The 20972-nt window shown below is 66.6% G+C and carries 24 protein-coding genes; 8 read left to right on the top strand and 16 right to left on the bottom strand.

Features of this window, described 5'->3' with window-relative positions; genetic code table 11:
- Nucleotides 1–3: 3 nt before the first annotated feature.
- From JOF56_RS19845 to JOF56_RS19830, 4 genes are read right to left on the bottom strand one after another with little or no spacing between them, the layout of a single operon-like run.
- Nucleotides 4–810 carry a carbohydrate ABC transporter permease gene (locus JOF56_RS19845; protein WP_209640263.1) on the bottom strand — a complete coding sequence of 269 codons (807 nt, stop codon included), beginning with the start codon at nucleotides 808–810 and terminating at the stop codon, nucleotides 4–6.
- On the bottom strand, nucleotides 807–1667 hold the full coding sequence (locus JOF56_RS19840; protein WP_209640260.1) for a carbohydrate ABC transporter permease: 861 nt from the start codon (nucleotides 1665–1667) through the stop codon (nucleotides 807–809). Before JOF56_RS19840 ends, JOF56_RS19845 begins: the two co-directional genes overlap by 4 nt.
- Nucleotides 1654–2970, bottom strand: a complete 1317-nt coding sequence (locus JOF56_RS19835) for an extracellular solute-binding protein (RefSeq protein ID WP_209640257.1) — start codon at nucleotides 2968–2970, stop codon at nucleotides 1654–1656. Before JOF56_RS19835 ends, JOF56_RS19840 begins: the two co-directional genes overlap by 14 nt.
- Nucleotides 2970–4019: a carbohydrate kinase family protein gene (locus JOF56_RS19830; RefSeq protein ID WP_307855164.1), complete on the bottom strand. Its 1050-nt coding sequence runs from the start codon at nucleotides 4017–4019 to the stop codon at nucleotides 2970–2972. Before JOF56_RS19830 ends, JOF56_RS19835 begins: the two co-directional genes overlap by 1 nt.
- A 100-nt stretch (nucleotides 4020–4119) precedes the next feature.
- Between JOF56_RS19830 and JOF56_RS19825 the strand changes: the two genes are divergently transcribed.
- From JOF56_RS19825 to JOF56_RS19810, 4 genes are read left to right on the top strand one after another with little or no spacing between them, the layout of a single operon-like run.
- Nucleotides 4120–4872 carry a DeoR/GlpR family DNA-binding transcription regulator gene (locus JOF56_RS19825; RefSeq protein ID WP_209640250.1) on the top strand — a complete coding sequence of 251 codons (753 nt, stop codon included), beginning with the start codon at nucleotides 4120–4122 and terminating at the stop codon, nucleotides 4870–4872.
- A complete protein-coding gene (locus JOF56_RS19820) occupies nucleotides 4869–6209 on the top strand; it encodes a 6-phospho-beta-glucosidase (protein ID WP_209640247.1) in 1341 nt (446 codons plus the stop codon). The genes JOF56_RS19825 and JOF56_RS19820 overlap by 4 nt, the downstream gene beginning before the upstream one ends.
- Before the next feature lie 50 nt (nucleotides 6210–6259).
- Nucleotides 6260–6694, top strand: a complete 435-nt coding sequence (locus JOF56_RS19815) for a contractile injection system spike tip protein (RefSeq protein ID WP_209640243.1) — start codon at nucleotides 6260–6262, stop codon at nucleotides 6692–6694.
- A gap of 26 nt (nucleotides 6695–6720) precedes the next feature.
- Nucleotides 6721–7242: a GNAT family N-acetyltransferase gene (locus JOF56_RS19810; protein ID WP_281065456.1), complete on the top strand. Its 522-nt coding sequence runs from the start codon at nucleotides 6721–6723 to the stop codon at nucleotides 7240–7242.
- Here the strand turns inward: JOF56_RS19810 and JOF56_RS19805 are convergent.
- A complete protein-coding gene (locus JOF56_RS19805) occupies nucleotides 7239–8153 on the bottom strand; it encodes a LysR family transcriptional regulator (RefSeq protein ID WP_209640237.1) in 915 nt (304 codons plus the stop codon). The genes JOF56_RS19810 and JOF56_RS19805 overlap by 4 nt on opposite strands.
- 71 nt (nucleotides 8154–8224) lie before the next feature.
- Between JOF56_RS19805 and JOF56_RS19800 the strand changes: the two genes are divergently transcribed.
- The 4 genes from JOF56_RS19800 to JOF56_RS19785 are packed head-to-tail and all read left to right on the top strand — an operon-like array spanning nucleotide 8225 to nucleotide 12012.
- Complete coding sequence (locus tag JOF56_RS19800) at nucleotides 8225–8926, top strand: succinate dehydrogenase cytochrome b subunit (RefSeq protein ID WP_209640234.1); 702 nt, start codon at nucleotides 8225–8227, stop codon at nucleotides 8924–8926.
- The gene (locus JOF56_RS19795) at nucleotides 8926–10845 is read left to right on the top strand and encodes a fumarate reductase/succinate dehydrogenase flavoprotein subunit (protein WP_209640230.1); all 1920 of its coding nucleotides are present in this window, start codon (nucleotides 8926–8928) and stop codon (nucleotides 10843–10845) included. Before JOF56_RS19800 ends, JOF56_RS19795 begins: the two co-directional genes overlap by 1 nt.
- Nucleotides 10842–11594 (top strand): succinate dehydrogenase/fumarate reductase iron-sulfur subunit, encoded by a 753-nt coding sequence (locus tag JOF56_RS19790; RefSeq protein WP_209640227.1) that lies wholly within the window; start codon nucleotides 10842–10844, stop codon nucleotides 11592–11594. Before JOF56_RS19795 ends, JOF56_RS19790 begins: the two co-directional genes overlap by 4 nt.
- Before the next feature lie 19 nt (nucleotides 11595–11613).
- Entirely contained in the window at nucleotides 11614–12012 is a 399-nt protein-coding gene (locus JOF56_RS19785) for a hypothetical protein (RefSeq protein ID WP_209640224.1), read from the top strand.
- On the opposite strand, the gene JOF56_RS19780 is transcribed toward JOF56_RS19785, so the two are convergent.
- The 11 genes from JOF56_RS19780 to JOF56_RS19730 form a co-directional block, all read right to left on the bottom strand.
- Nucleotides 12005–12433, bottom strand: a complete 429-nt coding sequence (locus JOF56_RS19780; protein ID WP_209640221.1) for a hypothetical protein — start codon at nucleotides 12431–12433, stop codon at nucleotides 12005–12007. The genes JOF56_RS19785 and JOF56_RS19780 overlap by 8 nt on opposite strands.
- A complete protein-coding gene (locus JOF56_RS19775; RefSeq protein ID WP_209640219.1) occupies nucleotides 12430–13533 on the bottom strand; it encodes a hypothetical protein in 1104 nt (367 codons plus the stop codon). Before JOF56_RS19775 ends, JOF56_RS19780 begins: the two co-directional genes overlap by 4 nt.
- A 2-nt stretch (nucleotides 13534–13535) precedes the next feature.
- Nucleotides 13536–14495: a hypothetical protein gene (locus JOF56_RS19770; RefSeq protein ID WP_209640216.1), complete on the bottom strand. Its 960-nt coding sequence runs from the start codon at nucleotides 14493–14495 to the stop codon at nucleotides 13536–13538.
- A gap of 14 nt (nucleotides 14496–14509) precedes the next feature.
- Nucleotides 14510–15373 carry a phage distal tail protein gene (locus JOF56_RS19765; protein ID WP_209640213.1) on the bottom strand — a complete coding sequence of 288 codons (864 nt, stop codon included), beginning with the start codon at nucleotides 15371–15373 and terminating at the stop codon, nucleotides 14510–14512.
- Nucleotides 15355–16815 (bottom strand): phage tail tape measure protein, encoded by a 1461-nt coding sequence (locus JOF56_RS19760; RefSeq protein ID WP_209640210.1) that lies wholly within the window; start codon nucleotides 16813–16815, stop codon nucleotides 15355–15357. The genes JOF56_RS19765 and JOF56_RS19760 overlap by 19 nt, the downstream gene beginning before the upstream one ends.
- Nucleotides 16812–17153, bottom strand: coding sequence for a hypothetical protein (locus tag JOF56_RS19755; protein ID WP_307855163.1), 342 nt, complete (start codon nucleotides 17151–17153; stop codon nucleotides 16812–16814). The genes JOF56_RS19760 and JOF56_RS19755 overlap by 4 nt, the downstream gene beginning before the upstream one ends.
- Nucleotides 17154–17200: 47 nt before the next feature.
- Nucleotides 17201–17509, bottom strand: coding sequence for a hypothetical protein (locus JOF56_RS19750; RefSeq protein ID WP_209640207.1), 309 nt, complete (start codon nucleotides 17507–17509; stop codon nucleotides 17201–17203).
- A gap of 11 nt (nucleotides 17510–17520) precedes the next feature.
- On the bottom strand, nucleotides 17521–18117 hold the full coding sequence (locus tag JOF56_RS19745; RefSeq protein ID WP_209640204.1) for a phage tail tube protein: 597 nt from the start codon (nucleotides 18115–18117) through the stop codon (nucleotides 17521–17523).
- Nucleotides 18118–18140: 23 nt separating this feature from the next.
- On the bottom strand, nucleotides 18141–18554 hold the full coding sequence (locus JOF56_RS19740) for a phage tail termination protein (RefSeq protein ID WP_209640201.1): 414 nt from the start codon (nucleotides 18552–18554) through the stop codon (nucleotides 18141–18143).
- An 89-nt stretch (nucleotides 18555–18643) separates the two neighbouring features.
- On the bottom strand, nucleotides 18644–19792 hold the full coding sequence (locus JOF56_RS19735; RefSeq protein WP_209640198.1) for a glycosyl hydrolase: 1149 nt from the start codon (nucleotides 19790–19792) through the stop codon (nucleotides 18644–18646).
- A 17-nt stretch (nucleotides 19793–19809) separates the two neighbouring features.
- A complete protein-coding gene (locus tag JOF56_RS19730; protein WP_209640195.1) occupies nucleotides 19810–20847 on the bottom strand; it encodes a methionine synthase in 1038 nt (345 codons plus the stop codon).
- Nucleotides 20848–20972 lie beyond the last annotated feature (125 nt).

The raw sequence follows: 20972 nt of genomic DNA, 5'->3' as shown, positions 1-20972 counted from the left end.
CTCCTAGCCTTTCACGGAACCATCCACCATTCCGCGGATGAAGTGTCTTTGCAGGAACAGATAGAGCACCACCACAGGTAACGCGACCAGCACGGACGCCGCCGCCAGCAGCGGCACACTGGTCGTCGACCGGCCCGAGAAGAACTGCAGCCCCAGCGGGGCCGTCCGCAGCGCCTCACTGGTGATCATCACCCGGGCCAGCAGGAACTCGTTCCACGTCCACATGAACACCAGCACGATCAAGGTCACCAGTGCCGGACGTCCCATCGGCACAAGCACACGCCACAGCGTCTGCCAGTGCCCGGCACCATCCAGCCGCGCGGCCTCGACGACACCCCGCGAAGCCGATCGGAAGTACGTCCGCATCCAGAACGCTCCGAATGCCACCGACTGCGCGACCTGCGGGAAGATCAGCGAGGCGTACGTGTCTGTCAGCCCCAGGTCACGCAGATCGAAGTACAACGGCACCACAACGGCCTCGCCCGGCACCGTCAACCCCAGCAACATCAGGTAGAACAACGCATCCCGGCCGCGGAAACGCATAGTCCCGAACGCGTACGCGGCCATCACCGACAGCAGGACCGTCAACGCCACCACACTCACGCTGACGATCAGACTGGAGACCAGGTAGCTGCCGAACCTGGCCTCAGTCCACGCTTTGCCGAAGTTCTCCCAGTGGATCCCGCCCTGGCCGGCGACCTCGGACCGCAACGCGGTCACGATGATCGCCAGCATCGGATACAGGGCGAAGATCGTGAACACGCCGAGCACAAGGTACGTACCCGCGCGCTCAAACCGGGAGACAGTCATGATTGCTCCCTCCCGGCGATGCGGGTGATCAGATAGGTCACGGCGAAGGCGAGGACGGTGATCGTGACGCCGATCGCCGCGGCGGAGCCTACCTGTCCACTGTGGAAGGCGCGTTGGTAGATCTCGTAGGCGGGCACGGTCGTCGAGCCGCCTGGGCCGCCCAACGGGGTCATCATGTAGACCAGGTCGAACGTGCGCAGGGCGGCGATCACGGTCAGCGTCAGAGCCACCCCGATCTCCCCTCGCAGCGCCGGCAGGATGACCGACCGGAACTCGCCGGCCGGTCCGGCGCCGTCCAGTCTGGCCGCGTCGAACAGGTCCGCCGAGACCTTTCCGATCCCGCCGAGGAACAACACCATTGCCAGCCCAGTCTGCACCCAGGTACCGACAATTCCGACCGCGAGCAGTGCGGTGGAGGCGTCTCCGAGCCAGGCTTTCCCTGGTGAGCCCAGCAAAATATTGAGTACGCCGTCCGGCGCGAAGATCCTTTGCCAGGCCACGGCGACCACCACCATAGCCACGACCTGAGGTAGGAACAGTGCTGTCCGAAAGAAGGGCAACCCCCGAACGCGCACTCTATGCAGTGCCGTCGCGAGTACGAGTCCTATGCAGACAGGCAGCACAGCAAAGAAGATGAGCAGCACGGCCACGTGCCCGAAGGCCGCGACCGCACCCTCCTCGGCGAACATCGATGTGTAGTTCGACAGGCCGGTCCACTTGCCTACCGACAGCCCGTCCCATTCGAACAGCGACAGCCATCCGCTGTGCAGCAACGGAAACAGCAGGAAGACGGCATAGACCAGCAGCGCGGGCAGGGCATAGAGGTAGCCGACGCGCCGTGGTTCACCGACCGCCACGGCTCGACTCCAGGTCCGCCTGGAGCTTGCCGAGGAACGCCTGCACGTCCAGTTGCTTGGCCATCAACTGTTCGACCGATCCGCTCACCACTTCGTACGCGTTCGGCGTCGCATAGTCCAGGTACGGCACCAATCCAGGTGACGCGGATGCCTTCGAGAACGCGTCGAACACCTCGCGTACGGGCCCTGCCGCGGACTGCTTCGCGGCGTCCAGGACCGGCAGGTTTCCGTTGTCCGCCAGGATCTTCATCGCCTCCGGGGTGGTGATGAAGTTGATGTACGCCGCCGCCGCGTCCGGATTCTTGGACTTGGCGCTGATCGCCCACGGAATCCCGGTTCCGCCGGTCACTGTCCCACCGGGCGGCAACTGGAATCCGGCGTTGTCGCCCATGGCCGCCTTGAGATCCGGCAGGATCCACGTGCCGTTGATGTGGAACACACCGTCGCCCTTGGCGAAGTTCGCCCACGCGTCGTCGCTCTTCAACCCGGCGAAACCAGTGGTCAGGTAGCCCTTGTCGACCCAGTCGACGACTTGCCGGGCAGCCTGGCGGTTCGGTTCGGTCAGCCAGTTAGCGTCGGCCCGGCCGGTGGCGAGTTCGGTCTCGTCGTCTGGCTTGCCGAACCGGTGCATGGCCAGCGCGTACAGGTACGGCCCGGAGCTCTTCTCCAGGTTTCCCAGCTGGATCGGCAGCTGGCCGGCGCTCTTCGCCTTGGCCAGCGCCGCGTCGAACTCCTCCCAGGTCTTGGGCGGCTGCAGGCCGAGTTCGGTGAGTTTGGCCTTGTTGTACCAGATGCCGACCAGCTCGCCGGTCTGCGGCAGGCCCCAGAGTTTGCCTTCTCCCAGGGAATCCCCGGCGTCCGGGTAGCTGGCGAGCCGCCGGATCGAGTCGGGGAACCGTTGTGTCCATTGGTAAGCACCGGCATACGGGTCCAACGGCCGGAGCAGACCGGCCTTCACGAACGCGCCCATGTCCTGCTTGCCGTTGTTGACCTGGGCCACGTCCGGCGCGTCGGTCCCGGACAGGCCGAGCTTGATGGTGCTGCGCAGATCGTCGAACGACCGGGCCACCCGGTTGATCCTGATATTCGGGTACTTGGCCTGGAACTGCGTGTTGAGGGCGGTGATCTGGGCTTCCTGGCCACCACGGGTCTCCTGGTCCCAGACCGTCAGCGTGACCTGGCCCATCGCGGCGACATCCGTCTTCACGTCAGCCGCGGGTTGTTGTGGAGCGGGCTGGTTGTTCGAACCCGGCGTACACGCCGCCAGCACGACGGCCAGCGCCGCAAGAACGGGCAGTTTCATTACGAGATTCCTCGCAATCCGATGGTCGCGCTCGCTCGCCGGACCTGGGTGTCTCCATGGCTGGGCAGCAGGTCGTGGAGGAACGTGTAGCCACGCAGCTCGTTTGCGTCCCGGCGGCCGACCAGCCGCCACCACGCCGCGATGTCACCCCAGCCCGGCGCGGACTGCGAGCCGCCGAAATGCTGCACGGACAAGGCCGCGCAAAGGTTTGCGAAATGCACCCGGTCCGACAGCGACCAGCCGGCCAGGGTGCCCAGGACGAATCCGGCGCCGAACACATCGCCCGCCCCGGTCGGGTCGAGCGCGGCGACGTTCAGGCCGCGGACCTCCGCTTGCTCGCCTGTGTTGCCGTCGATGGCGATGGCGCCGTTGCCACCTCGGGTCACCACGACGACGGGCACGATCTCAGCCAACGCCGACGCGGCCGCTTTCACGTCGTCCGATCGGGTGTAACTGATCGCTTCGACACTGTTGGGCAGGAACACGTCGTAACCGTCGAGCAGTTCCCGCAGCATGGACGGCTCCCAGCGCTGGGTCGGGTCCCAGCCGACGTCGGCGAACAGCAGGGCGCCTTGCTGCTTGGCCGTTTTCACCCACTGGTCGGCGTGCATGTCCACGTGCACGAAACACGCCTTGGTCGGCGGTGGCGGGTCGAGCAGTTCGTCCGCGCTGATCGGCGCGGGGTGCCCATGCGTGATCATGCTGCGGTCGCGGTTGATCGCCATCGACACCGTCAACGGCGAGTGCCAGCCGTAGAACCGCCTGGAATGGCTGAGATCCACGGCTTCCTGGTTGGCGAGCACGTCCCAGCAGAAGTCACCGTACGCGTCCTCGCCGAACGCGGCGGCCAGCCCGGTCCGCAACTGCAGCCGGGACAACGCGACCGCGAGATTGGCGATGCCGCCCGGACTGGACCCCAGCCCGGTCGCCCACACCTCGGTGCCCGGGTCGGGCAGATGGTCCAGCCCGGTGAAGATGATGTCGAGAAAAACCGTGCCGGACAAGAGAATGTCCAGTTCAGGGCACCCGTCCGCAGGCTGCGTCGACACGCGCGCCTCCTCTCCCAGTCTCTCCACTCTGCACCCATCTGCAGAGAAATGACAAGTTGAATGATGGAATCTGGCTGATACTGACTGATACTGTTCAGCCGTGCTTCCGCAACGGCGGCACGCAGAGATCCTGCGCTGCCTTACCCAGGATGGGTCGGCGTCGGTCACCACGCTGTGCGAACAGCTGGCGGCCAGCGCGGCGACCATCCGACGTGACCTGATCTGGCTTGAGCGCGAGGGTGTACTCGTACGTGTGCACGGCGGCGCAGTGCTCGGCCCGTCACCCGAGCGTCCGTTCGACCGCGTTGCGAGCGAGGACATCAGCGCGAAGGACGCGGTCGCCAAAGCCGCCGCGGCGCTTGTCGACGACGGCGATGCGTTGCTGCTCGACATAGGTACGACCACGCATAGGCTCGCGGCACACCTGCACGGCCGTGCGGTGACCGTCCTGACAAGCAATCTCGCTGTGTACGAGGAGCTCGCCGACGACAACGCGGTCGAGCTGATTCTGTTGGGCGGCGTGGTGCGGCGCAATTACCGTTCCATGGTCGGGTTTCTGACCGAGGACGCGCTCCGCCAGGTTCACGCGGACCGGGTTTTCCTTGGCGCGGCAGGTATCCGGGCCGACGGGTCGGTCATGGACGACACAGTGGTCGAAGTTCCGTTGAAACGCGCCATGCTGGCCGCGGCCGACCAGGTCGTGCTGCTGGCGGACGCGGGCAAGTTCCCCGGCGGCGGGCTCGCGCGGGTGTGCGGTGCCGAGGAGATCGACATGGTCGTGACCAACGCGGGCGAGCCCGGTCCGGGCCTGGCCGCCATGCGCGAGGCGGGAGTCGAGGTGATCGAGGCATGAGGCTGGTCATCCTGGGTGGCGGCGGGTTCCGGGTGCCGCTGGTGCACGCGAGCCTGCTGGCCGATCCGGATCGGCTGGTGGACGAGATCGTCCTGCAGGACGTGCTGGTGGACCGGTTGCGGGCGATCGGTGCCGTGCTCGACCAGCAGGCGCAGGGCGCGGCCTGGCGGCCGAGGATCCGGATGGCGACCAGCCTGGCGGACGCGTTGCAGGGCGCCGACATGGTGTTCTCCGCGATCCGCGTCGGCGGTCTGGACGGACGCAGCCTGGACGAGCGCGTCCCGTTGCGACACGGCCTGATCGGGCAGGAAACCGTTGGGCCAGGCGGGATCTGCTACGCGCTGCGGACCGTGCCGGTGGCCATGGAGATCGCCCGGCAGGTCGCCGAGCACGCACCGGACGCGTGGGTCATCAACTTCACCAACCCGGCCGGCATCGTGACCGAGGCGATGTCGTCGGTGCTGGGCGACCGGGTGATCGGGATCTGCGACTCCCCTGTCGGCCTGTGCCGCCGGGTCGCCGCCGCGCTGGGAATCGACGGCGATTCGGCAACCTTCGACTACGTGGGCCTGAATCATCTGGGCTGGCTGCGCCGGGTCATGGTCGGCGGCCGGGACCGGTTGCCCGAGCTGTTCGACGACGAGACCGCGCTGACTTCCTTCGAGGAAGGGAAGTTGTTCGGCGCGCAGTGGCTGCGGACGTTGCGCGCGGTGCCCAACGAGTACCTGCATTACTACTACTACACGCGCGAAACCCTCGCGGAAATCCAGAATCAGGAGTCCACCCGGGGCGAGTTCCTGCGTGGCCAGCAGAAGTCGTTCTACGAACTGATCGGTGGCAATCCCGCGGAGGCGTTGCACGCGTGGCTGGCGACGCGCTCCGAGCGCGAGACCACGTACGGCGCCGAAGGCCGGGCAGCGGCCGGAATGGGTGAGCGTGCAGCGTGCGACATGGACGGCGGAGGCTACGAGCAGGTCGCGTTGCGGCTGATGAACTCGATCGCCCGAAACCGCCCTGACCAGCTGATTCTCAATGTGCGAAACCAGGGTGTGGTGGCCGGGCTGGCGGATTCGGTCGTCGAGGTGCCCTGTTTCGTGGACGGCAACGGCCCCCGGCCGATCGCGACCGGACCGGTGGCGCCGCACAGCCTCGGCCTGATGCTGCAGGTCAAGGCGTGCGAGCAGGCAGCGATACGCGCCGCCACAACGCAGAACCGTGAGGACGCGCTGTTCGCCATGGCCGCGCACCCGCTTGTCGATTCGGTCCCCGCCGCGATCGCCACGCTGGACGGCTATGTGGAGGCGTTTCCCGAGCTCAACGCGTTCCGTACACCATGAACTGCCCAAAGGTGCAGGTCCGTGCGCGAGTCCCGTGAGACGCTGCTGGAGTGCCGAGCGATTTCATCATCAAGACCGGGGACATGATCAAGATCACGATCCCGCCCCCGGTGATCGTGCCGGCCATCCAGGCCCCGGTCCCGCTCAAGGGCACAAGCACGGATGTGCAGGTCAACAACCAGTTCGTCTGCCTGCAGGGCGACGAACTGCCGATGTCGCTGCGCGGCCCGCTGCCCTACACCGCGCCGCCTTTCGTCACGCCGGGCACCGGCACGCTGAAGCTCACGCTGCTGCCGTCGAACATGACGTTGCAGACGTCGAACGGCAAGAAGATCCTGATCAAAGGCCAGACGTTCACGGCGACATTCACCGTCCAGTCGCCCGCCATGCAGCCCACACCAGGTGGTCCCGTGCCTGACCCGGTCGCGGTCAAGCCGGGCACGGCTCAGTTCATCACCACGAACGCCACCGTCTACGCGGGCTAGGCCCTCACGCGAGCCGAAATTGTCGGATGCCATCGATATGGTGCGCGGCGAGCTCGGACAGTGAGGAGAAAACGTTGGTAGAGGTGGCACTACGACCGATCGAGGACGCTGACCTAGACGGTTTGTTCGATCAGATGCGTGATCCCGAGTCGGTTCGGATGGCCGCGTTCACCGCCAAGGATCCCGATGACCGCGCTGCGTTCGACGCCCACATGGCGAAGATAAGGACCACGCACGGCACCACCCTGCGTGCGGTGATCGGCGATGGAAAGCTCGTGGGCAGCATCTCCAGCTTCATCATGGAGGGCGACACCGAGATCACCTACTGGATCGACCGTTCGGTGTGGGGGCAAGGAATCGCCAGCCGGGCGCTCGCGCTGTTACTCGACGCGGTCGAGGTCCGGCCGCTGTATGCGCGTGCCGCGAGCGACAACGTGGGGTCGCTCAGGGTTCTGCAGAAGGCGGGTTTCACGATCATCGGCACCGAGGTCGCCTACGCGAACGCCCGGGACGCGGAGATCGAGGAAACCATCCTGCGCCTGACCTAGGCCTGGAGGCTCGCCAGGTACTCCAGCAGCACAGTTCGGAATGCCTGGGCGGCGTTGGTGGGCGGGACATCCGTTCGGTGTGCCAGGGCGACACTGCGGCGGAGTCCAGGTGGCGCAATGGGAATCCCGCGCAGGCCGGGCCGCCCGGCGAGCACCATGCTGGGCACGATCGCGAAGCCCAGTCCGGCTTGGACGAACCGCAGGACGGCGTCCATCTCGCCGCCTTCCACCGCGAGTTTGGGTTCGTAGCCCACCGCGCGGCAGGCCTCGAACGTGGTTTCGCGCAGGTCGTAGCCCTGGCGGAACATCACCAGGGGCCGGTCGCGCAGGTCGATCAGGCGGATCGTCGGGCGGTTGACCGGGGGCGGCCGGTCGGCGGCACAGGCCACCATGAGGTCTTCCTGGAGCACGACCCTGCTGGTCAGCGCCGGGTCTGGGCCTGACGGCGGGACGATGACCAATGCCAGGTCGAGGTCGCCGCGCAGCAGCGAACGGGACAGGTCCCGCGAGCCGCTTTCCTCGACGAGAAGCCGGATTCCGGGGTACTGCGCGTGATATCTGGCCAGGACGTCGGCGAAGACCGAGACGCACAGGCTGGGAGTCGCGCCGACCCGGACCCGGCCGCGCCTGAGCCCGACGAGCTCGCCCACCTCGTGCTTCGCGGTGTCGACGTCGGCCAGGATACGGCGCGCGATCGGCATCAGCGTCTCACCTGCGGGAGTGAGCGTCACGTTGCCGCGGACGCGGATGAACAGGGGTGTTCCGAGCTCGGCTTCCAGGCTCTGGATCTGCTTGGACAGTGAGGGCTGCGCCACACGGGTCTGCTCCGCGGCCTTCGTGAAGTGCCGGGTCTCGGCCACCGCCAGGAAGTACCTGAGCTGCTGCAAGGTGAACCGATCGGGCCTTTCCATAGCTTGAGTCTATCAAGTTGAGTGATTCGATATATTGGACGACTCGTCAACCGAGGTGCTTACTGAAGTGCGTGGCAGTGCTCGAGGTGGCGCGGCGCAGTACGCCGGGACGGATCTGGTCGTCGACGATCGGCAAGAAGGCCGTGATGGGTGTGACCGGACTGGCGATGCTGCTGTTCGTCATCGCGCACATGGTGGGCAACCTGAAGATCTTCCTGGGCCGCGAGAGCATCGACCACTACGCGGTCTGGCTGCGCGAGATCCTCGGCGGCCTGCTGGGCAACGAGGGACTGCTGTGGGTTCTGCGGCTTGGGCTCGTTGCCTGTGTGGCACTGCACATGACAGCTGCCATCCAGCTGGCTCGGCGGGCGCGTCGCGCCCGCCCGGCCGGCTACCAGCACCGGCGCAGGATCCAGGGTAGTTACGCGGCGCGGACAATGCGTTGGGGCGGCGTGATTCTGGCGCTGTTCATCGTCTACCACATCCTGGATCTCACGGCGGGTGTGCTGAATCCGAACGGCGTGCACATGGCGGTGTACGACAACATGGTCGCCGACTTCAAGCTCTGGTACGTGGTCCTGTTCTACAGCGCGGCGGTCATCGCGCTGGGATTCCATATCCGGCACGGGATGTGGAGCGCGATGCAAAGCCTGGGGGCGTCCAGCGCCGCGCGCCAGAAGGCCGTTCAAAGCTTCTCGTTCGGGGTCGCGCTCGTGATCACCCTCGGGTATCTGTCCGTGCCGTTCGCCGTACTGACCGGATTGGTGGGTTGATGATGTACACCGAGGGCACGCCGATCGCGGACCGCAAAGCACCGGACGGCCCGATCGACAAACGTTGGCAGCAAAGGCGTTTCTCGGCGCGGCTGGTCAACCCGGCGAACAAGCGCAAGCTGACGGTGATCGTGGTCGGTACCGGGCTCGCCGGTGGCGCGGCCGCGGCGACGCTGGGTGAGCTGGGCTACAACGTGTTGTCGTTCTGCTATCAGGACAGTCCGCGTCGTGCGCACAGCATTGCCGCGCAGGGCGGGATCAACGCGGCGAAGAACTACCGCAACGACGGTGACAGCGTTCACAGGTTGTTCTACGACACGGTCAAAGGCGGCGACTTCCGGTCCCGGGAGTCCAATGTGCACCGGCTGGCCGAGGTCAGCGTCGAGATCATCGACCAGTGCGTCGCCCAGGGTGTGCCGTTCGCCCGTGAATACGGCGGCCTGTTGGATACACGTTCTTTCGGTGGCGCACAGGTAGCCCGTACTTTTTACGCCCGAGGGCAGACCGGGCAGCAATTGCTGCTGGGCGCCTACCAGGCGTTGGCCCGCCAGATCCACGCCGGTCAAGTGAAGATGCATCCGCGCACCGAGATGCTGGACCTGATCGTCGACGACGGCCGGGCACGCGGAATCGTCACCCGGGACCTGGTGACCGGCGAGGTCAGCTCACACCTCGCAGACGCCGTGGTCCTGGCGACCGGTGGCTACGGGAACGCGTTTTACCTGTCCACCAACGCAAAAGGCTGCAACACGACCGCGATCTGGCGGGCACACCGGCGAGGCGCGTTGTTCGCCAACCCGTGCTTCACCCAGATCCATCCGACGTGCATTCCGGTCAGCGGCGCGCACCAGTCGAAACTCACTCTGATGAGTGAATCGCTTCGCAACGACGGCCGGGTATGGGTGCCGAGCGCGCCCGGCGATTCCCGGCCGCCGCACATGATCCCTGAACAGGAACGGGACTACTACCTCGAACGGCTTTACCCGAGTTTCGGCAACCTGGTCCCCCGCGATATCGCGTCCCGTGCCGCGAAGAACATCTGTGACACGGGCCATGGCGTCGGTCCGGGCGGGCTCGGGGTCTACCTGGATTTCGCCGATGCCATCAAGCGGCTCGGCAAACCCGCGGTCGCGGCGAAATACGGGAACCTGTTCCAGATGTACGAACAGATCACCGGCGAGGACCCGTACCAGGTGCCGATGCGGATCTACCCGGCCGTGCACTACACGATGGGTGGCCTGTGGGTGGACTACGACCTGCAGAGCACAATCCCCGGTCTGTTCGTCATCGGTGAGGCCAATTTCTCCGATCACGGCGCCAACCGGCTGGGCGCGTCCGCCCTGATGCAGGGCCTCGCGGACGGTTATTTCGTCCTGCCCAACACAATCGGCGACTACCTCGCCGACGGGCCGTTCGCCGCGGTGAACCAGGACACAGTGACTTCCGTCGAGCAGGAAGTCCAGGGCCGGGTGGAAAAGCTGCTGTCGGTGGACGGCGACCGTTCCCCGGACGATTTCCACCGCGAACTGGGCCAGCTGATGTGGGATCACTGCGGGATGGAACGTTCCGAAGCCGGGTTGCGCAAAGCCCTGGAACGGATTCCCGCACTGCGTGAGGAGTTCTGGCGGCGAGTGCGGGTGCTGGGCACCGGCGAAGGGCTCAACCAGTCGCTGGAGAAGGCCGGGCGGGTCGCGGACTTCCTGGAGCTCACCGAGCTGATGTGCCTGGACGCCTTGCACCGCACGGAATCCTGCGGCGGTCATTTCCGGTCGGAAAGCCAGACCGAGGACGGCGAAGCGCTGCGGGACGACGAGAACTTCTCCTATGCCGCCGCGTGGGAATACGCGTCGCCACCCGTGCTGCACCGCGAAGAGCTGCGGTTCGACCACATCACACCGAGTCAACGGAGTTACAAGTGAGGTTCACCCTGCGCGTCTGGCGCCAGGACAACCAGTTCGACAAGGGCAGGCTGGTGATGTACGTCGTCGACGACATCTCACCGGACATGTCCTTCCTGGAAATGCTGGACGTTCTCAACGAACGGCTGATCGCCGAGGGCGAGGAGCCGATCGCGTTCGACCACGACTGCCGCGAGGGCATCTGCGGCATGTGCGGCTTGATGATCAACGGCAACGCGCACGGCCCGAACAAGGCGACCACCACATGCCAGCTGCACATGCGCAGCTTCGAGGAGAACGTGCCGATCACCATCGAGCCGTGGCGCGCCAAACCGTTCCCGGTCGTCAAGGACCTGGTGGTGGACCGCTCCGCGTTCGACCGGATCATCGAAGCCGGTGGTTACGTCAGCGCCCCCACCGGCAGCGCGCCCGACGCACACGCTGTGCCAGTCCCGAAAGCCGACGCCGACCAGGCTTTCGAAGCCGCTGCATGCATTGGTTGCGGCGCTTGTGTCGCCGCCTGCCCGAACGGCTCCGGCATGCTGTTCACCGCGGCCAAGACCACGCATCTCGGCCTGTTGCCGCAGGGCCAGCCCGAGCGGTATTCACGCGCCGTGGAGATGGTGGCCACGCACGATGACCTGGGCTTCGGCGGGTGTACGAACACCGGTGAATGCACCGCGGTGTGTCCCAAGGGGATCCCCCTCGGTGCGATCGCCCGATTGAACCGTGACGTGCTCCACGCCTCGCTGTCCCCTGTTCGCGATTGACCTGGTGCATGCTGAAGGTATGCGTCCGCACGATGTCGAGGTCGGCCAGACATACCGGGTGCACATCACCCAGCGGGACAACCCTGCGCAATATCTGACCGGTGACCCCGATCGCACCGAGGCGGACCTGCTCATCTTCAGTTTCCTGCTGGATTCGGTACACGAGTTCGACCTGACCGTCACGGCCATCGGCCAGACGCTGGGCGACGAGCCCGCGGTGACCGGGGTCCGCGTTTCGGAAACGTCCCGGGTGAGCCTGCCGTTGCCGCCGGAGATGGCCGCCCGGATGGGTTTGCCGTCGAATGTCGGCTACATCGTTGAAGGCGTGCTGAAAGACGCCGTGACCGGCCGGATCGTCAGCCGTCCGACGGATCAGACGATGACCATCCCGTGCGCCTGGCTGCGGCCTCTCACGTAAGCCAGGCCTGCAGCCGGATCGATCCGGAACCGCTCGTCCGCCGTACTTCGACAGCGATCTCCGCGACGCGGTCGATGAAAACCGTGTGCCGCGCAAGATCCGATGCGATGAATATCTCGTCACCGACAACATTCCCGTCGACAGTGACCCGAGCTGTTCCGGTTGTGTCCTGGTCTGCGACCGTGCGAATAACCAGCGTGTTGCCAGCTGTCGCCGAACCATCCAGGGCCACTTCCCAGTCCGCCGAGTCGGTTGACGGCCAGTCCGACGGCCGGGCGGGCAGCAGCGGTGTGCCCTCTACGGCTCTCATCGCAGCGGCAGGAGCCGCCGCACGCATCCGTGAGCTCTCTAACAGCCGTAGCCTGCGCCGCAGCTCACGCAGCTCGGTCAGCAACGTGTCCGGGCGGTTCACGCGGGTCATTCCGGCTCCAGGATGGACGTGACGGTGAGCTTGACTTCCTCCTGGCCGGCGTCGTCGCCGGGGGTGACCTCGTAGCCGACCAGCCGCATGGTCACGTCCAGCTGCTCTTCGGCGAAGAACGGATCGTCGATGATGATCCGCACGTCGTCGCCGACCGAGTACGTGCCCACCACAGGGTCCAGGTCGGCGCGCACGGTCAGCTCGGGCAGGACGACCGGGCGGCGGCGGGCCGCGAGCTCGCCCCGGGCATGCGCGGCGACCTCGGCGAGGGTCTTGGAGTCCACTTGGGACGTGTCCTCCAGCAGGGGCCAACCGGCCTGGTGCGCCGCGTTGTCCGAGGCGATGCTGGTCAGCGGCGCGTTGTCGTCGGCCGTGCCCTGGGCGATGAGCCTGGTGACCATCGAGGCCGCGTCGCGGGGCCAGGTGAAGTCGATCAGGTTCGCGCCGTGTTCCCACACGTGCGGAGCACCCGGCTGGCCGATCCGTGGGTAGCCGAACCGCACCACACGCTCCGGCTCGCCACTGCCGTCGTAGCGGACGTCGAAGGTGAAGTCGAGGCCGTCTTCCGCGTTGGCCAAGTCCCGCAACAGATCCGCGACCGGCTTGAGTTCGTTCGGGCCGTAGCTGACGGTCCGGGTGATCGGGGACGACTGCGTGCCGATGAAGGTCAGGTCCATGTTGCCGCCGGTGTGCGACTGGGCGATCTCCAGGACCCGGCGGGCGATCACGATCTGGTCGACGTCGGTGTACGTCATCGTGCTGGTCAGGTCCGGGTGCAGGACGAAGCGGTGTTCGAAGTAGGACAGAAAATCCGACGCGCCGATCTCCAGCACGCCGCTCGACGCGCCGTAGCGGGTGGCCCAGATGATCCCGCCCCACAACAGTTCGCCGTCCCGGTTGACATAGATCGCGGTCCGGCCCGGCTCGGTCAGCAGCCGTGGCTCGCGGTCGCGGATCATCGGGTCCGTCACCGGCAACTGGCCGCGGAAACTCCCGGTGTCGTTGAGTTTCTTGTCGAACGACACACCGGTCAACGGCAGCTCGTCGACGATGGTCCCGGTCCGCAGATCCGCGACCAGATACGTGTACGTGGTCCCCATGATCAGTACGTCGCGAACGAGATGCCGTCCAGCGAAAGCCAGCCGTTGTTGCCTTTCAGGCACACCACCGCGCCGCTGGTCATGACGTCCACCCTGGCATTCTCGTTGGGAGCCGTCTCGACGGAGAACAGATGCCGCATCGGTGGCCGGTAGCCGACCGGCAACGTGAAGATCGACCGGGAGCCGTTCGGGTCGATCAACCCGCTGCGGATCAGGCCACGCAGCCTGACCCAGCCGTCGTCGGTCCTGGTGTACGCGGCAGTCGCATAGCCCTGGCCGTAGTTCACCCAGCTGTTCTCCAACGGGGGTGTCGTCCAGCCCTCCCCCCGCGATGGCCGGTACACCGTCCACCCACTGCCCCGCTGGACCTCGATGTTCCCGGTGTCGAGCCGGTAGATGAACGTACTGCCCGCCGCGATGGCCGGCCGGTCACCTGCACCGCGTACCGGCAACAGCCCGCCCAGGCCGCCGGTGAACCGGCGTTTGTCCTGCAGTGTGGCCGAAGTACCCGCGGGCCGGACCGTGATCTCGGCCAGCTCAAGGTAAGTCGTGCTGGTCACGGTCGGCCGCTGTGGCGTCGCACTGTTCTGGCCTTGCAGGATCGACACCTCGAACCCGATCCCGGCGTCCGGCGTGACCACGGCGAGCACCAGGTCGATCCGGGACAGGGACGGGTCGGCGCCTTGCAGCGGCAGTGTTTTGAGCGTGTCCAGGGTGACCAGGAAGGCGCCGTCACCCGGCCGTGCGGGGTCGGCGATCACTGCCTGGAACGGGTTGACCGTGACCTGGTTGGTGCCGAGCGTGACCTGGCCCGGATTCATCGGGCTGTCACGGATTCCGGACCGCACCCTGATCGGGTCCAACGCGTCGCCCTTGCCTTCGGTCATGAACGGCATACCCGCGCCGAGCCGCGCTTCGAACGCGTCGATCCCGTTGATCCACGCCGGATGACGTTCCGCCATCTTCTGCCCCCTACCTAGATCCAAGCGTCTCGCCAGGACACCGTGAGCGTCCCGGCCTCGGTGGTGTCCTGTGCGTCGAAGTCGATGCTCGTGCTGCCGGGCGCGAGACCGAACCAGGTGGAATAACGCTGCATGGCGGCGCGCCGGGAGGCCCCGCCGAGCCGCACGGTGCGCGCGGCGACGTCAATGACCAGCCGATCGCCGTTGACGAGCCGCAAGTTGAAGCCCAGCCACTGGCCGGTGGAGTTGTTGCGGATCACCGGCCGGTTGCACGGGCCCAGGATCGTCCAGACCGGCCACGCGGTGGCAGTGCCCGCGTTGCGCAGACCGAGCGTGCCGCCGAGCGGATCGCCGAACTGCGCCGGAAAGGTCATCGGGAAAGTGACACCAGCTGCGGGCTGCGGCAGGATCGTGGTCTCGGTGTGCACGTCGACGCTGTGCCGCAAGGGATCCGGCGCGGTGAACTGCACCGACCAGTCGAACGTGTCCGGCGTCCGGTCCGAGATCTTGGTCGCCGCGGACAGCCGGACCATGGCCCGGCGGGTCACAGTCCGCTCCCGCACAGCCAGCTCGGCGAGCTTGGAACCGTCGCTCAACAGCGCGGCGATGCGGTCACGGGCTCGTTCCAGCACGTCCGGGTGTGGCGCGATCGCCGTGCCCTCCAACGTGATCACCCGGGCCGACCGGAACGACGGCGCGTCGAAGGTGCCGTCGCGCTGGGGCCGTTCGGCCAGTTCAAGCCGCACGTCCGGCCCGCTGGACCAGCCCTCCTCCTTGGTCACCCACCATTCGACGCCGTCCTCGTCGACCGTGTTGCCGGCCCATCCGTCTACTGTGTACACCGGAGTCAGCAGGTCCATCAGTGCTTCGCCGCCCATGCGATCTCACGGGCCGCGACGCGCCCGATCTCGTACTCGGACTGTCCCGGCCTGGGGTACACGTTCACAGTGACCGGTTTCGCCCCGGCACCGAGCACAGGATTCAAGCGGGACAACGGAATCACGACCTCGTCCTCGTTGCCCTCACCGAGCAGCGCCAGCACGCCACCCGGGCGCTGGGGCACCAGGCCGCCCTCGGCCAGCCGGGGGATGTCGGGGATGAGGTCGTCGATGTGCAGGCCCTTGCCGCCGATGATCGGCACCCAGTCCGGGATCGAGATGTGGATGCCCAGGTCAAGCCGGTTCCACGCGTCGATCAGGAAGTTGATCGCCCCACGGACGGCGTCCTTGAAGCCCTCCCACATCTGCTTGGCGATCGCGGCTATCCGGCCGGGCAGGCTGCCCAGGAAGCCCACCACGTCGTTGAACCGCGCGACGATCCAGTCCTTCACGGCCGTGACCGCGGCTTTGATGTTGTCCCAGTTGCGGATGATCGCCAGCACGGCCAGGCCGATCGGCCCGGTCAGGATGGCCAGCAGCAACGGCCAGTTCGCCTTGACCCAGTTGAACACCGCTTTCGCGGCGTTGACCACCCAGTTGATCGCGGCCGCGACGCCACGCATCGCGGCATCCACGATCGCCCGGAACGTCGCACTGCGCTGATAGGCCAGCACGATCAGGCCGACCAGCAGGGTGATCCCGGTGATGATCAACCCCAGTGGGTTGAGCCGCATCGCGATGTTCAGCAGGGCCTGCGCCGCCGCCCACAATCGCGTCGCGATGGCGATCGCCTTCTGGGCGACCGTCATCGCAATGGTCCGGACTGTCGCAATGGCCGTCTGCACGGCAGCGCGCGCGTAGGCAGCCGCGAGCTGGATCAGCGACCTCACCGCGCCGGCTGCGGCAACAGCCGTGCTGCGGGCGTTTGTGGCGAAGCGGCCTACCGCTGCGGCCGCGTTGGTCGCGCCTGTCCGCGCGGCAGCGAAGGCCCTGTTCAGGTTCGTACTGATCGTGCTGCCCAGATTGCGGATCGCCGCGGGCGCGTTGGCCACCATTCCCTTCAGGTCACGGCCGAACTTGCCCGCTTCGGTCGCCGCGTCCCGCAGTCCCGTGCGGATGTCACGGATGCTGCCCGGCAACGTCTTGATCGCGGTGGCCGTGTCGCTGATCTGGGTCGCCGCGCCCTGGATCGCCGCGCCCGTGGTGGAGATCGCCTCGGCGTAGCCGACCACGTCGGTGACCGCCTGGGTGACGGCCGGGTGCGTCTCCTTGAACTTCTTGGTCATCTCGGTGAGCTCGGTCTTCACGTGCTCGGTGAAGTCCTGCGAGATCTGCTGCGCGGCATCGGAGACCGCGCCGGTCACCGAGTTCTTCACACTCGTGATCAGGTCGCGGATGGCCGCGTCCGCCTCGGCGGTGATCGAGGCGATGGGCTGCGTCACGGCTGTCCTCCTGGTTGCGGCACCCCGAAGAACGCCGCTATCTGGGCCGGCGTCGCCGAAGCCGGCTCCGCTTGCGTCTCGTCCTCGACCCCTGGACGGGGAATCCGCCTCGGCCGCTGCGGCGGATCGGCGTTCTCGGCGGCGTGGGCCGTGGCGAACAGCCAGTTGCTGACGGCGAGTTCGTCGACGGCCGCCGCCAGCAGGTGGTCGCCCAGCCCCCACTCCGCCGACTCGCCACGCAGGGCGCGCACCAGCGCGGAGTCGGCCGGCAGGTGCTGGATCAGCACCCGCAGCCGGCGCGCCGTCAGCCGGTCCCGGTGGTAGTCGAGGACATCCACCCCGTAGTAGCGGAGCAGATCGGCCTCGATGGCCTCGGCGTGCTCGCTCAGGAGCGCGTCGAGGCCGCGGATTCCCCCAGCGTCATACCGGTGTCTTTGCCGTACGCCTCCAGCAGGCCCTGCACGTCCTGCACGCTCATCGCGTGCTCGTCGAGCCGCTTGAACTGCTCGTCACCGAGCAGCAGGGTCAGCAGCCCGTCCAAGTCGGACGGATCCAGGACCGCCAGTTTGCCGACGATCGCGCGGGGCAGCTCGGTGGGCAGCGAGAACAGCTCACCGTCCACTTCGAACTCCCAGCGCTCGCCGAGCGCCTCCAGCCGCTGCGCGCGAGCGGCGTTCACGTTGTACTTGGCCATGTCCCGACCCCTCACTCAGCTGATTCGGCGGCCGCAGCGACCGTGGTAGCCGGGCTGGTCTTGTTCATCGACCACACCGCGAGCGGTTCGAAGCGGGCGTTGATCGGGGTGAGCGCGCTGAACGTGACGCCGAGCTTGATCGCCGAGGTCCGCGTGATCGCGGTCTCGTCTGTCTCGGTCACCACACCCCGCGGGATCACGAAGCGGTGCACGATGTCCGGGCCGTCGGTGAACTCGATGCCCAGCGAGTACTCCTCCACCCGCGGCGCGGCGGCGATCTCGTACGTGTTGGCGGCAGGCGTTGTGGTGGTGCCCTTGCCGAGCACGAACGGCAACGTGTCCGCGTTCACCTGCAGCAGCGAGAACTTCACTGAGAAGTCGCGATCGCTGAAGACGTAACGGATCGCGGCGACCGTCTGCCACGTGTCCACCGGGTCCAGCTTGTCCTTTTTGATGAACTTCACGCCGTCCGCGGAGGTGTAGCCGAGGTTGACCCACGGCGCCTCGAACTTCGCGGCGAAGTTGGCGGGCGCGGGCGTGTTCACGGGCGCCAAGAAGATCTGCCCGTTTCCCGCGACCCGAATCTCACTGGCGTTCAAGCCTGGCATGAGAAAGCTCCATCCCCTGCGATCTAGGTGGCACGAACCGCCACCGCGAACCGGTGGCGCATGTAGTAGCGGCTCGCGTTCGCGTTCCTCGAGTCCGGAAACCAGTACGGCCCTTCGGTTTCCGTCACGTCACTGATCACGGCACCATCGGCCAGCCGCTGCTGGACGACCAGCGGAAGCACGCCGCGCACCAGCGATGCGACCGAATGGGCCGCTGTCTTGTCCGGACCGTAGGCGTCGATACGCGTCAACGCGTTGTCCCGTAAGTCATCCTCGATGAACACGCCACCGACTCTGCTCACCCTGACGGCCCGTTGGGTGCCGTCGAACCCTGGCGGTAGGTCGATTCCGACGGCGACGCCGTCGAGTTCCGGGCGCGCGTCAAGGAAAGCGACGATCACACGTTCGACGTTCGGGAAAACCAATGGCTGCCCCATGCGACCCCCCAAGGTCTTATGGGACCAACCTAGCAACGGCCGGACGGGGGTGCACTGCTCCGATCAGGCAGGCCAGTTGGGCGGGAAGATCACCCGCGCCAGTCGACGTTCTCCAGCGAGACCACCCATGGATCGTTCATGAGCTTGTCGGTGTTGCGAATGTCCACAAGCGACATACGCACGATATCGTCGCCGTCACGCCAGCCGTGCCAGCAGTTGAACATGGTCACCTGCTGGTATTTGTCGCGGATCCGCTCGATGATGCCCGCGGCGTCCCAGCTTCCGTCGTACGGCTCGAGCGACCCGACTTCCAGCAATGCCATCGGGCGGCCGGCCTCGAGCATGTCGCTGATGTCGTCGCTCTGACCGTCCAGACCGAACCGGATGGAGTTCTGATAGATCGTCGGGCCCATGATGTCGATGACGTCGTCGCCCGGGTAGTAACGCATTCGCGGTGCGTTCCACGCCTTGCCCGGCGAGTATCCCCAAAGGATGTTGTGCAGCTTGCGGGTCTGCGTCAGGTAGGCGTGCAGGTCACGGTAGAGGTCGATGGACGCGCTCTTCTGCGTCTTGTAATCGTGCCCCCACCAGAACCAGAGGCCGTTGGCCTCGTGCAGCGGCCGGAAGATCACGGTCACGCCCGCCTCCGACAGCTCCTGCATCGTGTCGCCGAGCCGCTCGAGGTCCGTGCGCCAGCGGGTCCGGGCCGCACTCGGTTTGGCATCGGCCAGCAGTGCGCTGAGGTCCGGCTTCGGTGCAAGCGACTCGACCCGGTAGGACTCCGGGTCGACCTTGTTCAGGAACGGGTTCGGCCGGTGCAGATCCAACGCCACAAGGCCGCCTGCGCGCCAATGGTCCACAAGCACGCGCACGATCCGGTTGTTCCAGTACCCGTCGTAACTCACGCCGATCAACGCCGGGCTGTGACCGACGCTACGTTTCATCGCCCGGAAGAGCCGCTCATAGTCGGGCTGGGCATCGGCGGTGATCTGTTGACCAGAGACCACCCGGCGTTCAGAACGGTTGGGCAGCGCCGTCAGCCACGCGAGCAGTTTGCGCGCGTCGGCCGTGGCGGCCGGGTCAGCGGGGCCCGAAGCCGTCCGCGGACTGCGTGTGCTGGACACGCTCGGAGCCATGGTCGGCTTGCCGCTGGGCGGTGTCGGCGCAGGTGGAGCCGAACATCCGGCCAGCAAAGCACCGGCTGCGAGCAGCAGAGAACGACGGTCGACCCGGGGCACGCCGACTATGAAACCACCTACCAGCTCTCCGGTGGTTCCACGAATGCCTTTCCGACATCTCTGACTAGTTCAAGTGCCCGCCGGGCCCACGCGCCGGTTGCGCCCGCGAGGCCGCAAGTGGGTGTCGGAATAGCACGGTCTGCGAGGATCGAACGCGCGAACCCAAGCCGGTCCACCAGGTCCAACGCCGGTTTCGCGATCTGAGCGAGCGTCGGCGCGCGACCCGGCGCCGTGCTCGGCACAACGCCTAGGAGCATGGTCACACCCGTGTCCCACGCCTCACCGAATTGATCGGACAATGCCGCGGGAATGCCCTCAAGCAATGTGGCGTCAACAGCCAACGCCTCAGCACCGGCCGACCGCAAAAGACCAACCGGCGGCTTCGGAGCACAGCAATGCACAATCACAGGCTGCCCCGTCGCCGTTTTCGCGGCATCGATCACGCTCGCCAGGATGTCGCGTGCGTCCGGCTCGGCGACCGAAGGAACGGTCCCGTAGCCAGAGGCCGTCGGCAGCCCACCGGAAAGGACAGTCGGCAGGCTCGGCTCGTCAAGCTGGACCACGACCGGCGCACCGATCCGGCGGCCGACTTCGACGGCGTGCAACGAGATACCTTCACTCAGGGACTCCGCGAACTCACGCAGAGCTCCCTGGTCGGTCAGCACCCGATGGCCCCGAGCCAGCTCAATCCCGGCGGTGAGCGTCCACGGCCCAGCAGCCTGGATCTTCACCGCAGGCGGCCGCACACCGGTCCGCTCAACGACCTCCTCCAGCGCGTCGATGTCCCACCTCAGCAGGTCCACCGCACGCCGATGCTCATGACCGGGCCGAGCCGCTGTCCGATATCCGGACGGCACCACCTCGACCGGAAGGTCGACCAGCAGAGCCGCGGTCCGGCCGATCATGTCGGCGCCGAGTCCACGGCCAGGCAGCTCCGCCAGATGCGGCAAACCCGGAAGTTCGCCGACGACAACGTTTGCGGCCTCAGCCGGATCAGTTCCCGGCATAGAGCCGACACCGGTGGCAGTTCCCGGAGACCAGGGCACATTCGACACAGGCACAAGTGTGGCCGATGGCCCGGCACACGATCGCACCGCACCGCTATGCAGCATGGAGGTCTAGACCCATTGACTCTATGGTCTAGGCCACATACCGTCGTCTCACTTGCGCGACAACGCGC

Source organism: Kibdelosporangium banguiense (assembly GCF_017876405.1).
GTDB classification, from domain to species: domain Bacteria; phylum Actinomycetota; class Actinomycetes; order Mycobacteriales; family Pseudonocardiaceae; genus Kibdelosporangium; species Kibdelosporangium banguiense.
This window is presented reverse-complemented; position numbering and strand designations above follow the sequence as displayed.

What these genes read in the sequence shown, in the direction of transcription:
- JOF56_RS19845 (WP_209640263.1), bottom strand. Translation starts at nt 810, where the DNA reads ATGACTGTCTCCCGGTTTGAGCGCGCGGGTACGTACCTTGTGCTCGGC.
- JOF56_RS19835 (WP_209640257.1), bottom strand. Translation starts at nt 2,970, where the DNA reads ATGAAACTGCCCGTTCTTGCGGCGCTGGCCGTCGTGCTGGCGGCGTGT.
- JOF56_RS19820 (WP_209640247.1), top strand. Translation starts at nt 4,869, where the DNA reads ATGAGGCTGGTCATCCTGGGTGGCGGCGGGTTCCGGGTGCCGCTGGTG.
- JOF56_RS19810 (WP_281065456.1), top strand. Translation starts at nt 6,721, where the DNA reads ATGCCATCGATATGGTGCGCGGCGAGCTCGGACAGTGAGGAGAAAACG.
- JOF56_RS19805 (WP_209640237.1), bottom strand. Translation starts at nt 8,153, where the DNA reads ATGGAAAGGCCCGATCGGTTCACCTTGCAGCAGCTCAGGTACTTCCTG.
- JOF56_RS19795 (WP_209640230.1), top strand. Translation starts at nt 8,926, where the DNA reads ATGATGTACACCGAGGGCACGCCGATCGCGGACCGCAAAGCACCGGAC.
- JOF56_RS19785 (WP_209640224.1), top strand. Translation starts at nt 11,614, where the DNA reads ATGCGTCCGCACGATGTCGAGGTCGGCCAGACATACCGGGTGCACATC.
- JOF56_RS19780 (WP_209640221.1), bottom strand. Translation starts at nt 12,433, where the DNA reads ATGACCCGCGTGAACCGCCCGGACACGTTGCTGACCGAGCTGCGTGAG.
- JOF56_RS19775 (WP_209640219.1), bottom strand. Translation starts at nt 13,533, where the DNA reads ATGGGGACCACGTACACGTATCTGGTCGCGGATCTGCGGACCGGGACC.
- JOF56_RS19770 (WP_209640216.1), bottom strand. Translation starts at nt 14,495, where the DNA reads ATGGCGGAACGTCATCCGGCGTGGATCAACGGGATCGACGCGTTCGAA.
- JOF56_RS19765 (WP_209640213.1), bottom strand. Translation starts at nt 15,373, where the DNA reads ATGGGCGGCGAAGCACTGATGGACCTGCTGACTCCGGTGTACACAGTA.
- JOF56_RS19750 (WP_209640207.1), bottom strand. Translation starts at nt 17,509, where the DNA reads ATGGCCAAGTACAACGTGAACGCCGCTCGCGCGCAGCGGCTGGAGGCG.
- JOF56_RS19745 (WP_209640204.1), bottom strand. Translation starts at nt 18,117, where the DNA reads ATGCCAGGCTTGAACGCCAGTGAGATTCGGGTCGCGGGAAACGGGCAG.
- JOF56_RS19740 (WP_209640201.1), bottom strand. Translation starts at nt 18,554, where the DNA reads ATGGGGCAGCCATTGGTTTTCCCGAACGTCGAACGTGTGATCGTCGCT.